Origin of the sequence: Rhodococcoides fascians NBRC 12155 = LMG 3623 (assembly GCF_001894785.1) — a bacterium.
Lineage (GTDB): Bacteria > Actinomycetota > Actinomycetes > Mycobacteriales > Mycobacteriaceae > Rhodococcoides > Rhodococcoides fascians.
Map to the genome: position 1 here is coordinate 1 of NZ_BCWW01000012.1, position 13,807 is coordinate 13,807.

General features: G+C 61.4%; 12 protein-coding genes. 5 read left to right on the top strand and 7 right to left on the bottom strand.

Annotated features, from left to right (window positions below; genetic code table 11):
* From RFA01S_RS22180 to RFA01S_RS22195, 4 genes are all read right to left on the bottom strand, one after another.
* The coding region (locus RFA01S_RS22180; protein WP_072692209.1) for a transposase at window positions 1-223 on the bottom strand (223 nt) is incomplete at its 3' end.
* A 32-nt stretch (window positions 224-255) separates the two neighbouring features.
* Window positions 256-573 (bottom strand): restriction endonuclease, encoded by a 318-nt coding sequence (locus RFA01S_RS28570; protein WP_081371400.1) that lies wholly within the window; start codon window positions 571-573, stop codon window positions 256-258.
* A gap of 355 nt (window positions 574-928) precedes the next feature.
* Window positions 929-1,111: a hypothetical protein gene (locus RFA01S_RS22190; RefSeq protein ID WP_032407497.1), complete on the bottom strand. Its 183-nt coding sequence runs from the start codon at window positions 1,109-1,111 to the stop codon at window positions 929-931.
* Window positions 1,112-1,190: 79 nt separating this feature from the next.
* A complete protein-coding gene (locus RFA01S_RS22195) occupies window positions 1,191-1,388 on the bottom strand; it encodes a hypothetical protein (RefSeq protein WP_232433754.1) in 198 nt (65 codons plus the stop codon).
* Window positions 1,389-1,716: 328 nt separating this feature from the next.
* Between RFA01S_RS22195 and RFA01S_RS22200 the strand changes: the two genes are divergently transcribed.
* A complete protein-coding gene (locus tag RFA01S_RS22200) occupies window positions 1,717-2,451 on the top strand; it encodes a hypothetical protein (protein WP_139278501.1) in 735 nt (244 codons plus the stop codon).
* Between the two features lie 44 nt (window positions 2,452-2,495).
* On the opposite strand, the gene RFA01S_RS22205 is transcribed toward RFA01S_RS22200, so the two are convergent.
* Complete coding sequence (locus RFA01S_RS22205; RefSeq protein WP_032407500.1) at window positions 2,496-3,071, bottom strand: hypothetical protein; 576 nt, start codon at window positions 3,069-3,071, stop codon at window positions 2,496-2,498.
* Between the two features lie 47 nt (window positions 3,072-3,118).
* Entirely contained in the window at window positions 3,119-4,291 is a 1,173-nt protein-coding gene (locus RFA01S_RS22210) for an ATP-binding protein (RefSeq protein ID WP_032407501.1), read from the bottom strand.
* Window positions 4,292-4,481: 190 nt separating this feature from the next.
* On the opposite strand from RFA01S_RS22210, the gene RFA01S_RS22215 reads away from it, so the two are divergent.
* Both RFA01S_RS22215 and RFA01S_RS22220 read left to right on the top strand, forming a co-directional pair.
* Window positions 4,482-5,192, top strand: a complete 711-nt coding sequence (locus RFA01S_RS22215; protein WP_032407502.1) for a DUF8548 family protein — start codon at window positions 4,482-4,484, stop codon at window positions 5,190-5,192.
* Entirely contained in the window at window positions 5,189-5,809 is a 621-nt protein-coding gene (locus RFA01S_RS22220; protein ID WP_052060771.1) for an HNH endonuclease, read from the top strand. Before RFA01S_RS22215 ends, RFA01S_RS22220 begins: the two co-directional genes overlap by 4 nt.
* Before the next feature lie 196 nt (window positions 5,810-6,005).
* Here RFA01S_RS22220 and RFA01S_RS22225 read toward each other — a convergent pair whose 3' ends face one another.
* Window positions 6,006-6,506: a toll/interleukin-1 receptor domain-containing protein gene (locus RFA01S_RS22225; RefSeq protein ID WP_032407503.1), complete on the bottom strand. Its 501-nt coding sequence runs from the start codon at window positions 6,504-6,506 to the stop codon at window positions 6,006-6,008.
* Window positions 6,507-7,027: 521 nt separating this feature from the next.
* On the opposite strand from RFA01S_RS22225, the gene RFA01S_RS22230 reads away from it, so the two are divergent.
* Complete coding sequence (locus RFA01S_RS22230) at window positions 7,028-10,297, top strand: helicase-related protein (RefSeq protein ID WP_032407665.1); 3,270 nt, start codon at window positions 7,028-7,030, stop codon at window positions 10,295-10,297.
* On the top strand, window positions 10,294-13,038 hold the full coding sequence (locus RFA01S_RS22235) for a class I SAM-dependent DNA methyltransferase (RefSeq protein WP_032407504.1): 2,745 nt from the start codon (window positions 10,294-10,296) through the stop codon (window positions 13,036-13,038). Before RFA01S_RS22230 ends, RFA01S_RS22235 begins: the two co-directional genes overlap by 4 nt.
* Window positions 13,039-13,807 lie beyond the last annotated feature (769 nt).

Below are 13,807 nucleotides of genomic sequence, written 5' to 3' on the forward strand. Positions count from 1 at the left end.
GCCGGTTGCGCTTCTTTAGCTCCCGCAGCTCAGAGGACTCGTCACCAGGGTCCTGCCGGCCGTCACGGACGACGCCGTCTTCACGATCGGCAATCTTGAGCCAGCGGTGTAGGCAACCTTCGGAGATTCCGAAGTCCTTCGCGATCTGACGCAACGGGGCCTCGCCCTTGCGTGCGACGGCGATGACGTCGCGGCGGAACTCCTCGGGAAATGCTTTCGGCATGGTGAACATCCTTCCACCGTGAGGAGCGATCCTCACAGATCAGATGTCAACCAAAGCTGGGGCAGTCCCATCCCTACTTCATCTGCATACTGAAGAGCGGTTCGCGCGTATCCCTCGTACGAGAAGAAGATGAGCTGCTTCGAGTGGTCGACCCCACGTGCACCAGCCAGATTCTGTAGCGCAGGGCGACCTACGGCTTTGAAGTGCATCTTTACCTGCGCAATCGCGGCTGTGGACATTATGTCGATGCCACTGTCGTGACGTCCCGACATCTCCCGTGCGTCGTGAAACCCCATGCTCCTCATCACGCGGGCCATCTCACGCTCGGCACGCTGATGCCTGGGCTCCATCGATCCTCCGTCTGTCAGATCAGAAGATCATAAGCGGGAACGCCGACAATCAGGGTCAGTCGATGGAAGCGGCAATAGCTGGCCTGTCTGAGCCCGCCTTAGGATGTCGTGATGCCTTCGGGCCGCCCCGATCCCGCTGCACAGATCGTGTTCGACGCCTACCAACGCACCACTGGCCCAGTGGCCTTCCTTGATGAGTCGTATCAGGCCTCAGATGGTGTCACTGCACACCGGGACACCTTCTATGTGTTCACCGCTGTAATCGTCGAACTAGACGCGATGGATGAGCTACGGGTGGGCACCGAGGACATCGCCGGCGGAACCTACCGGCACACCACGAAGGGCGCTGCGAACTTCATCTGGAATCGACCAGACCCGCGACATGCTCGACTTCCTCGCCGATGGGCACGAAGCATGTGTGATCGCGCACCAAATCCCTGTCGGAGCCGACGACACCGACGCTCAGACCGCGCGGACCGCCTGCTATCGCCAGCTTGCGATCGAGGGGGCCGTCGCTTCCGTCGTAGGTCAATGTCATGGCAAGCCAACGCAATTTAGTAAATGCGAACAACCCACACCCCTTCCGAGATGCGGGTTGTTCGCCTGAAGCGGTGGATCTACTTGCTGCGGCCTGCGCCGTTCTTGGTGCGATCGACCATGATGTAGCCCTGGCCGGCCTTGGGGGTCGGAGGCAGTGGATTGCCTTTGGTGGTGGTCCGCTCGTCGCCGGTGCGACCGCCGCGAGGTCCAACGATTTCAACCTGACCCGAACTCGGGGCTTTGGTTCCTGACTTCATGGGCTTCGAAGTAGCCAAGGTGGCTCCTCCAGATCTCGCGCATCCAGGTCTCCTGCAGACCGAGACTTCACTGGAACTACAGCGCGTCGATTTGTTGCGGGACACCTTGAGTCCTAGAGTCGGAAGTCAACCACGATCGACCAACACTTGGAGCCTCGGCGTCTATGCCCGAGGCTTCAGGCATTTCTGCAGGCGTCAGTCTAGGCGTTGAGTCCGACAGATCGCGCACGACACGCCCGGGTGGACCCCACATGTAGCCTCAGGCGCATTCTTGAGACCCAACATCTAGTGGCAGCGGTCGCCCAAGGCCCAGCTCGCCCGCTGGCCTCACGTAACTATGCTGACCTTGTCTTTTCTCGAGGCGGGTGTGCATCCGCAGAACTGGAAGAGGATGCGGAAAATGAACACTCCGCGAACCTGCGACTTCTGCGGACGGTCTGCGCCTGAGGTGTCGCTCAGCAAAGAACACGTGTTCGCCCGATCGCTTCGCGACACGGTCAGGCACGCTGAGGATCACACCTACGCAATCGCGACCGATAAGTCCGGTCGGCTGAAAGGCGGGGAGTCCGTTCGCCGGGTGGCAATGTTCGACGTCACTTCACGTCGGGTCTGCGGTGAGTGCAACTCGGGATGGATGAGCGAGCTCGAAGTTTCTGCGAATCCGGTTCTCCGCCGGCTTATTGCCGGGGAGACCACTCTTACGGGCGCGGAGGTCGATGTTGTGCGCCGATGGCTGGTCAAAACCGCTGTGGTTGCCCATATGGCTGAGCCGAATTCGGAGAAACCCGAACCTACGGTTGATCCCCCCGACCGGCAGACAGTGATGGATCAAATTCCCGTCGGTTGGGTCGTCACGTTAGCCGTGCTGCATCCAAGCTGGCGCAACCACACGCACCGCGGATCCGTCGCGCTGCCGAAAATGCGTATGGTCGACGGAGTTGAAATATCGGAGGGATTTCACTTCGCGACTATCGAGATCGGCTGCATGCCGGCTCCCACCGTCGCCGCGGCCGCAGGGCCAACGATGACGCCCCCAATCCGAAACGCCATGGCTACCAGTAGAATCAAGGTCAGATGGTGATCGTAAACCCGAGGCGCATAAAAATTCGAGGCCTGGACCTTCCGTTATCTGAACCACGTTTCGGGAGCGTTCGTCGGTGGCCCGATCTTGCCGTCGTCGATGATGTACTCGCCCGGGTAGAGGCGGTTGGCAGCGGGGCGCTCGCGAGCGGGTATCTCCACCAGAAAATTGTTCTCGCGTAACCGTGATGGCCTGTAGGTGCCGACGAACGTGATCATCACCGCGCCGCCGCGACCGGATGGCCCACCGTCGAGTGATTCTCGTCCGGTGTTGAACGTTTCGGCGATGTCGCGGCCGTCGTTACCCACGGTGATGCTGCCGTCGTGATGGAGTTCGACAAAGGTGCCGTTGTCCGCGGCGACCGTGGCCGCCGTGGCCCGCCCGGCCTGCGGGTCGAGGTCGACGGCAAAGTCGGGAACCTTGCTTGCGCCGCTGGGCGGGTCCACGTCGAGCTCTCGGCCGACGCAAAGGGTGACGTACTGGCCCAACGCAGTGTGTCTGCCGGTGTCGGCTATCTCCCAGAGATGTTTCCTGGACGCAACTTTGACGCGTCCGTCTAAAAAGATGCTGACCCAGTCGCGTCCGTTGGAGAGCACGACGCGTTTGCTGTTCGGTGCCATTGCTACAGGATCGTGCACAGCAGTGTGCTGAGCAATCGCAGGGCTCTTCAGTCGGTGGGCTGACGCCGGATAAAGTCCGACATCCCCGGCACGGTGAACGCGATCCGGCCGTGTTCGGGGGACCAGATCAGGCCTTTGCGGATCAGGGAGTCGCGGACGTCGCTGACACCGGTCGTCGTTTGTCCCATCGCCGCGGCGACGACTCCCGAACGCGGTGCGTCGTCGGCAGCGAGGGCAATGGCGCGCATGTAGCGCCGCTCCCTGTCGGAGGGGCGGTTCCATCGTGAGGGGAAGAAGCCTTCGTCCAGAGCTCGCCGGCCTTCCTCGACCGCGAGGTGGGCGTCGTCTTCGTCGAATACTGCTGTGGCGGCGACGTTCCAGACGGCTTTGCCGTATTCCTGCAGGAAGTACGGGTACCCGCCGCTGGCCTCGACGAGAAGGGCCAGGGCATCGGGGGTGAAGGACCCGCCGTGCTGGTTGACTGGGATCTCCAGAGCTTCGGCAGCATCGGCCGGTGCTAGGGGACCGATGGCGCTGTACGCAAACTGCCGCTCCGCGTAGGACCGGTTGTCGGCGAGCACCGACGGAAGGTTGGGCAGGCCCGCGCCGATGACGAAGAACGGCCACTCCCGCTGGCTGGCCCGATGCTGCACCGACAGCAACGCGCCGAGGAGATCGGAATCGAGGTCCTGCATCTCGTCGATGAACAGCCCGAACGCGGTGCCCTTCTTCTTCATCGCGGCACTGATCGCCTCGACGAGTTCTTCGAGATCGAGGTCGATGTCTCCGCTGGCGGCACCGTGATCGAGTGACAATTCGACTTTTGCCGGTCCGACCCCGACGCCGAGGGTGAACCCGCGGGCGAGGGAGATCAGGTCATCGAGCGCCTTCTGCATCTGATGTTTGCGGCTGAACCGGCGCAGGCCGGCGGCGAGTTCGGACCCGAGCTTGGCGCGCACGGCGCTGACGCCGGACTCGTTGGGTCGCGCCTCGAGGCCGATCGTCAACCAACCTTGACGTTCGGCGTGTTCGGACAGGTTGTTGAGCAGTGTGGTTTTGCCGACGCCGCGCAGGCCCGACAGGATCATGCCGCGGTCGTAGTTGCGGTTCTTGCTCCGGGCCACCAGGAGGTCGAATTCTTCGCGTTGGCGGGTGCGACCTTCGAGCGCGGGAGGGCGCAGGCCCGATCCAGGCTTGAACGGGTTCAGGGCGGGATCCATATGGCAAACTATAGCCGTTTATGGACATCAGCACCATAAATGTCAATAAACCTCCATACGCAGGTTACGGCAACACGGACGCGCCACGGACAGCGCCCGCTGATCGAGCCGGCAACACACTCCACGCCGTCTGCGACACGCTCACTCGCAGGTCCTGTCTTCGCAAGGCGGCCGGGTGGATGATCGGGCGATGGCGACCGTCCTCGACAGTGCCGGTCTGGACCGGCTCACCGCTGCAGTCCTGGCGTTGAACCCGCGCCCGCGCGAGCGGCGCTGGGTCAGCCTGAGTTTCGCGATCGTCGACGCAGTCTGGAGCATCGGCGCGACCTACGCCACCACCGTCGTGCCACTGGTCAACCGCGTGGCAGCCGACTTCGGCGTCACGCAAGCCTCGGTGCCGAACTCGTCGCCGCCGACACCGGACCCCGTTCCGCTGGCAGCTTTTCGCGCCCGATTCGATGTCGACTCGCTCACCGCACGCACCAATCGCCAGCGGACCTCCACCCGCGGCGGCACCAGCAAAGCCCACGCCGTGCTCGACCACGTCGACATCTTCCGCGCCGCCGGCATCGACACCCTCGATCAGGCCCGCGCAATCATGAGCGACGGACCGGCATTCGAGCGCCTCGACACCGCGCTGCAGGCCGTACCCGGGGAAGGAGGACACGGGGTGCGCCGCGGATACCTGTGGATGCTGATCGGCGACGACGACCGCATCAAGCCCGACCGCATGGTGCTGCGATGGCTCCGCAGCCAGGGCGTGACCGCATCACCGGTCACCGCTACCGCGATCGTCCACGAAATCGTCGCCCGCATCAACGACATCCCAGGCGAACGTCGCACCACCGCGTGGGAAGTCGACCACGTCCTGTGGCAGGCCGGCCGCGCACTGCCCGCATGACGTCCGGCGACGTCGTGGCCACCGGATCGGGCCAGCCGCCGAAGAAAGCGGACGTCCTCGCGCGGGCCAGCGCCGCGCTCGGCAACGGAGACGACAACGCGGCCAAAGCCATAATCGAGACCGACTACCCACACGTTGTCGGCACAGTTGCGCAACGCCGATACACGCTCCCCGAGATGCTGCGCACGTTCTACCGCGACGGCTTCCTCGACCGATACTCCGGCGACCGACTGATCCACCCGGGAGCATTGAGGTTGCTGTCGGTCGTGCTGCCGAACGAATTTCCCGCACATCCGAATTGGAAGATGACCGAGACCCATTTCGCGTTCTGGGAGCTGTTCCCGACCATCGATCACCTCGACCCGGTCGCCCGCGGCGGAGCAGACGAGGCCTCGAACTGGGTGACCACCTCGATGCTGCGCAACTCCGCGAAAGCGCACTGGACCCTGCCCGAGCTCGGCTGGACGCTGCACCCACCCGGCGATGCGCAGTACTGGGACGGCCTGGCGGGCTGGTTCACCGACTACCTCACCGACCGTCCCGACCTCGCCGCCTCCTCGGCCTATCTAGGTCGGTGGCTGCGCGCCACCCGCGCTGTCCAGGCCGAACGCGCCTGAATCACGGGGCACGGCGAGACGGCAGACACTAGGGGAGTCCCAGTGCCCGCTGACAGCGTGGCCGCGACCGATAAGCAGCCCTTATGTCAAGCCGCCCGCCCGTCTGCCACCTGAACTGCGCCGCCATCGCCGATCCGGTCTGACAGCCGGGTCCTCAGCGCCATGCGACGCGCTGTCCGCCATGCATGTCCGACTCTCAGACGCTGCCCTCGGCAGCGGCTGCCCCGGCCACTTTCTTGGCTACATCCGACATCGATGTATCCCCAGTGGTCAGACCGGACCGTGCAGCGAGAAGGGGACTGATATCTCGGAGTGCGTCGAAGGTGGTGTCATGAGCAACTGGGATCACCCGGTCGGTCGCGAGCAGCGCCGACAGTTCTTTCCCGGCTATGCCACTCGTCGACTTCAGGCCTTCGAGCAGGGCCGGTGTGACCAGAACGATGCCGATTCGTGAATTGGCCAGGCCCCTGTCGATTTCCTGAAGCAGTGACTTCCCGAGACCGACGTCGTACTCGCTGAACCACACCGTCGCGCCGTGGGAGATGAGCAGATCGCATAGATCCTTGGCAGCGCTCTCACGGTCCGCCCATGCGTGACAGAGAAACAGGTCGCGTCTTTCCGGGTGACTTTGCGCCACCAGCTCTGCCTTCTGCGCGAGCGGTTCCATGGTCCGCCACTCGGTCGAGCTGTACGACACGGACCCGCCCCCTCTCAGCCGGCGTGAGTGACCACTTGAGGACGATCCGCCGCCAGTCGAGCTGGCACCGCCCGAGTAACGCGGAGTCGGGGAGTACGGGACGTACGACGAGTAGGACCGCCGAGATTGGCCTCGGCAGGCAGGGCAATTCGCAGCGGCCGCCGATGATCGGTGACCCTGGACAGGTGCAGTGCAACCAGACATATCGGAAGTGTAAGAGAACCCACCGACACAAAGATGGAACTCAGTGCGCGCATTGGATGGCTACCCGCCAGGGCGCGACTTCCGCCACGTGCTGGTATCGCGCACCCGGTGACCAACCGGGCCCCGTACGTCAAGTCTCGGCGAACGAGACCACGCTCACGCGTCCCTCTCGGCCCAGATGGCAGCTCTCCCTTCAAATTGGTCGTGTTCATCCCAAAGCCCCCATGGACGTTTGAAACACTAACCACAACGGGTTGGACGACCCGGGCAGGAATCTCGGGCTCACCGAGAGCTACGGGACGGAGCGGACACAGCTCGTGACGCGGATCTTCGACAACATCAACTCGCACTTGGGTGCACACCTGCAGCAAACGCTCCAGGCATCGAACCGTATGGATGTCGCGGTCGGCTACTTCAACCTTCGCGGCTGGTCAGTGTTCGATTCGCTGGTCCGACAGAAGATCTCCGAAGCAGAAAGCTCCGAGCCGGTCGTGCGCATCTTGATCGGCATGGTGATGACAGGGCCCCAAGAAGAAGCCCTCGAAGAGCTCCAGGCGGCTGTCGACGGATCCGAGATCCTCGACGCCGACGCGAACGCCGGGCGAGCACGCAAAGCCGCGTTGGTCGAGCAACTCCGCACTCAGCTGATGCGCGGGCTTCCCACCGCTGCAGATCGGGCATCACTGCAATCACTCCGAGACCTTCTGGAGGCAAAAGCCGTTCAGATCAAAGTCTTCACACGACGGCCCCTGCACGGGAAGGCCTACATCTTTCACCGGGAGGACCTCAACAACCCGATCACAGGATTCGTCGGATCGTCGAACCTCACCGCGCCCGGGTTGACGCACAACCTCGAGCTCAACGTCGACGTCCTCGACACCACCGGGGCACAGACGCTGTCTGATTGGTTCGAGGCCCGCTGGGCCGACCGGTTCAGCCGGGAAGTGACAGCAGACTTGTTGGCGCTGTTGGACGAATCGTGGGCGAGGAAAGAGCCCCGCCGCCCGTACGAGGTGTATCTCAAGGTCTGCTACGACCTCTCGCGCGACGTGCGCGAAGGGCTCGCCGAGTACTCGGTGCCTGCCGAAATCAGCTCGCAGCTCCTCGAGTATCAATCGACCGCGGTTCGTACTCTGGCACGACGGATCATGACCAAGCAGGGAACCATGCTCGGCGACGTCGTCGGGCTCGGTAAAACTCTCACTGCCATCGCCGTCGCTTTGATGCTGCGCGACGAACACGGGTACATGCCGCTCGTCGTGTGCCCGAAGAACCTGGTCAAGATGTGGAAAGAGCACTTCGAGGCCTACAACCTGTACGGACACGTGGTTCCGTACAGCACTGCGCACCGAGACCTACCGGGCCTGCGGCGCTACGCATTCGTCATCGTCGACGAATCCCACACCCTTCGAAACGACGAACGCCGGGACTACAAAGCAGTCCAGGAATACATCCACGCCTTCGACAGCAAGACACTGCTGCTCACGGCCACGCCCTACAACATCCGCTTCCGAGACGTGGCAAACCAGCTCTCGCTCTACATCGACGACGACGACGACCTGGGCCTGGCACCGACCAACGCAATGGCGGCCGACCCGCGACTCCGAGACAAAGTCGACGACAAGATCACCACCATGGCCGCTTTCCGGCGATCGGAGGATCCCGACGACTGGAAACGGTTGATGAGCGAGCACCTGGTGCGCCGAACGAGAACGTTCATCAAGAACAACTTCTCCGAGACCGACGAGAACGGCCGGCAGTATCTGGAGTTCTCCAACGGCGCACGATTCGAGTTCCCGCAGCGCATCCCCAAGCCCGTCGACCACTCCTTCGGAGACGACGACCCCGCCGCCATCATGGCCAGCGACACCACCCTCGACACCCTCACCGCGCTGGTCCTACCCAGGTACGAGCTCGGCAACTACCTGAAGAAGACCGCGGTCCTGACCGACATCGAGAAAGACTTCGTCGACAACCTCAACCGGGGCCGCGGCAACGTCGCAGGGTTCGTCCGCACCACGTTCTACAAACGGCTGTCCTCCTGCGGTCACTCCTTCACCCTCTCGCTGCAGCGTCATATCGCCCGCAACGAACTGTTCGGATACGCCATCGACAACAATCTGCGAATCCCCACAGGCACGATCGTCGACACGAGTCTGACCGATGACGACGATGATCCCACCGCCTCTGAGCTCGATGCGGCGGAAAGCCTCGCGGACGACCCCAGTCGCCGCTACGAAACCCTGGTTGCCGCCAATCCCAAAGCGGTCACATGGATCCGGCCGGAACTGTTCACCGCAGACCTTCGCCAAGACCTCGACCGGGACACAGAAGCATTGCGCGCACTGCTGGACAGCTACGGAGGATGGGAGACCGACACCGACTCGAAACTCGCCGCCCTGATCACCCTGCTGTCGGTCGATCATCCGACCGACAAGGTGCTGGTATTCACTGAATACAAGGACACCGCCAACTACATCGCTGCCGCTCTCCACGACGCAGGATTGACCGACGTCGGACTCGCAACCGGTGACAGTGACGATCCCACCGCACTGGCACATCGCTTCTCGCCACGATCGAACGCACTACCCGGCCAGGACAGTGTCGCAATATCGAACGAGCTACGCGTCCTCATCGCCACCGACGTACTCAGCGAAGGCCAGAACCTTCAAGACGCGCACATCGTCGTCAACTACGACCTGCCCTGGGCCATCATTCGTCTGATCCAACGAGCGGGGCGTGTCGATCGAGTCGGGCAGCAATCCGAGGAGATCCTGCTGTACTCGTTCTTCCACGAGTCCGTCGACAACGTCATCTCCCTTCGTCAGCGCATCAGCGACCGACTCACCGCCAACGCCGAAGCTTTCGGCTCCGACGAGCAATTTTTCGGTAGCGACGGCGAAGTCAAGGCCATCACCGACCTCTACAACGGCACCCTCGACGAACAGGACTCCGGCGACGACGTCGACGCATCAAGTCTTGCGTACCAAATCTGGCATCGCGCGAAAGAGAAGGACCCCGAGCTGGCCGCGCGAATCGCTGCCCTGCCGGACATGATCGACGCCACGCGAGCAAAACGACTGAGCGACAGCGACGAAGGCGTGATCTGCTTCGTACGGACCGAATCCGGCATGGACGGCTTCGGTATCGCAGCCGCCGACGGAACCACTCGCCTTCTGACCGGCCACGAAGTGCTTCGAGCGTTCGAGTCGACACCCGAAGAGCTCGGACTCGAACACCGCGACGATCACGACCAGCTGATCGAAACCCTTGTACGCGGACCACTGGCCACACCTACCGCCACCGCGGGCCGACTACGCGGCGTCCGCCGAACCCTGTGGCGCAGACTCGGCGAGACACTGAACGCACATGACCGCGAGACTGCTCAGGCTCTCGACGAGCTATTTCAGCATCCGCTGCAGCGAGACGCCGAGAATCGGCTCCGACGTGCAGTCCGGAACGGATTCAGCGATGACGACCTCACCACTTTGATCGGCGCACTCCACCGCGACGAACGCCTTGTCGTTGCCTCAAAAACAGGGCGAGACCCGATCAGGGTCGTCAGCAGTATGGGAGTTACTTCATGACCGACAACCGTCTCCTCGACCTCGTCGACTCTCGAGATTTCCGAACCCTGTTCATCGACGAACTCGGCTGGCAGAACCCCGATAAGCCCGTCCGGACGATCGAAGTCGAAGGCCAAAACTTCGTATTGAACCAGGTCGCGGGATACAAGGGGCTCCGGATTTGGCACTGCTCAGAGCTTCCTTCGCGAAAAGCGCAGCGTCAAATCGACGTGCTGATCGGCCAGGACAACCATGAGCGACTCGTGATTTTCAGCGACGAGAGCAGGCAGCAGTGGCGATGGCCCAGGCGCGCACAGCTCGGTAGCGCCAATGCAAAGCTGTTGGTTCACGAGCACCTCGTCGGTGACAGGACCACTCATCTCAAGCAGCGGTTACAAGCAATCGAACTCGACTTCGACGAAGACATCCCGCTCGTCGCATTACTAGAGAAGATGCGCGGTGCCTTCGATCACGAAGCCGAGACTGCCTCTGTTGCCGCAGCCCGGCTGATGGGCACTCTGTACTCCGAGCTCGAAGCCTCCGGTGTGGGGGAGCATGACGCTACCCTCCTGCTGGCACGTCTGCTGTTTCTGCTGTTCGGTGACGACGCCGACATGTGGAGGCCCGCCGGGCTTTTCGACCAATACCTTCGGGAACACACCACCGCAGACACCCTGCACAACGACCTGCAGACGCTTTTCAACATTCTGGACACAGAAGAGCGCAGGCGCGAGCTTCCTGCCGGGAGCATCTATGCACGGTTCCGCTACATAAATGGCGGGCTGTTTCGTGACGAACTCAGGCTGCCCAGATTGACTGCAGCTCTACGGGGCTCTCTCATCAAGGCTTCCGAGTTCGACTGGTCCATCATCTCGCCTGCGGTATTCGGGTCGATGTTCCAGACAGTCAAGAACAAGGAGGCCCGTCGTCACGGCGGCGAGCATTACACCACCGAGGAGAATATCCTCAAGACCATTCGACCACTGTTCCTCGACGATTATCGCTCCAAACTCGACCGATCGTGGAATGACAAGGGACAGTTGACGAGGCTTCACAACGAACTCGGCCGTCTCCGTGTGTTCGACCCGGCCTGTGGATGCGGAAATTTTCTGATAGTGGCGTACCGCGAACTACGCGCCTTAGAACTCGATCTCCTCAAACGTCGCCGCGACCTAGACATGATCGAGGCGGCGACCAAGAAAATCGAGCGGGCACAGCTCACCCTCGACGTCACCGACGAGATCAAGGTTACCCTTGACCACTTCTATGGTATCGAAATCGAAGAATGGCCTGCTCGTATAGCGGAAACCGCACTGCTGTTGGTCGACCATCTGGCAAATCAGCAGATGGCAGTCGAATTCGGTATGGCCCCCGACCGGCTACCGATCGTCATTGCCCCGTTAATTCGACTCGCAAATGCACTTCATACAGATTGGGCCTCCCTTGTGCCCCCTACTGACGACGTGATCATCGTCGGTAACCCCCCATTCATCGGTCAGTACACCAAAACTGCTCAGCAGACCGCTGATACGAAGGCAATTTGGGGGTCACGCTACAATGGCTACCTCGACTATGTCACTTGCTGGTACGCCAAAGCGCTTGACTACTACGGGGAGCGCTCCGGGCGATGGGCGTTCGTCTCCACCAACTCGATCTGTCAGGGCGAAGCAGTCGAATACCTCTGGGGCCCAATCTTCGAAGCAGGGTGGCGATGCCGATTCGCGCACCGTTCAATCCACTGGTTGACCGAAGCCGTCGGTGGGGCAGCCGTACATGTCTCCATCATTGGCTTCGACAAACTGACTAGCCCGAAACCCATCCTATGGGAATATGCCGAAGGAGGGAAAGGGAAGGGCGTTCCCCGGCAAGTAGAAAATATCAATGCCTATCTAATAGATGCACCAAATACACTTGTGCGTAATCGAACGTCACCACTGAGCCCGGTAATGATTTCAGTGGTTTATGGTAGCAAGCCAACTGATGGGGGAAATCTAATTGTCTCACCCGCAGACTACGAATCGGTTGCCAATGACCCAATAGCAGCGGTCTACCTACGAAGGTACGTAGGCGCGAAAGAGTTGGTCCATGACAGGATGCGTTGGTGCCTGTGGATGGTCGACGTGCCCCAAGATCACATTGCCGGCAGTAAAATATTGCGGGACAGGGTGGCTGCTGTTGAGTCTATGAGATCCGCTAGTACGGATCGAGCCACAAATAAAGCCGCGTTGCGGCCCGAACTCTTTCAATACAATAGGCAACCGGGTAGTGCTTATCTTGCAATTCCGCGCCATGTGGGTGAGCAGCGGCTGTTTTTCACCGCCCGGCGTTTTTCGAGCGACGTCATCTGCGGTGACGCAAACTTCTTGGCACCTGACGTGGATGGGTTTTTGTTGGGGATCTTGTCATCATCGATGTTCATTGCATGGATGCGCGCAATCGGTGGACGTATAAAATCTGATCTCCGATTCTCGAATACGTTCACTTACAACACCTTTCCGATGCCGAAAGTCACAGGCAGGGAGCGTCGCGACATTGTTGAAAGTAGCGCGGGGATCATCTCAGCGAGAGAGGCTCACCCCGGCAGAACGCTGGCACAACTGTACGATCCAACGGCTATGCCAGCCGACCTGGTCGAAGCGCACAAAGCGCTCGACGAAGTAGTTGACCAAGTTTTCGGCCAAGTTTTCGACCGAAAGGACGCGGGAGCAGAGTCGAGGCGGCAGAAGGTTTTGTTCGAGCACTACGCCGCGCTCGTTCATTAGGGCAGTGTCAAGTAGAAGGGACGCGGCCCGTCCGATATGCAAGATGACGGCTGTTCTGTTGACATCACCGGACGGGGTGGGGTATTGCGGCGTAGGCTCGTTCACTGGAGTGGTGCTCCGTCGTTTGCTGGATTGTTTCCTCCGCAAGGTCAGTCTCCGCAGTTCGGAGCACCACTCCGCTAGAGGTGCACAGGTCCGCACCCAGGGCAGTACACGCCCCCTGGCCTGGTGTCTGGCTACTATCGAGCTATGCCACGGGTGACGCTGACCAGCGGAGGCGGTTCTGCACGATACGGGTCTAAGTGCCAGGCCTGCGAGGGGTATGGGGACCTACAGAAGCTGCGGTCGTCCTGGTTGTGTCTGCCCTGCCGTGTGAACAGAACCGCCATCCATGCGGCGGATCTGACGATTGGCAATTGCGTGGGGACTACTGGTGCGAAAGCTCGCAACGCGATCGAACGGAAGAAGGATGCGGAGCAGCAGATCAGGGACAGGCGGGCTGAGAATGCGCGGCTTGTCGCTCAGCGCGCCGCCGCGACCCGGGATGGTTTGTCCTTTCGTCGGAGGGCAAAGAATGCCACGACTGCGAAGAAGTCCCCTTACTGAAAGAGTATTTTGCAGGACCTCGCGAGCGAAACGCGTCGGGCCTAGAGTCAGCGGATGTGGTTTGCTCCGCCGGAGTCATCACAACGGGGTGGGAGGGTGAAGTACTTCAGTCTGCTTTAAAGCGTTCCTTGGACCACTTCCTATCGTCGATACAGTGGGCTCA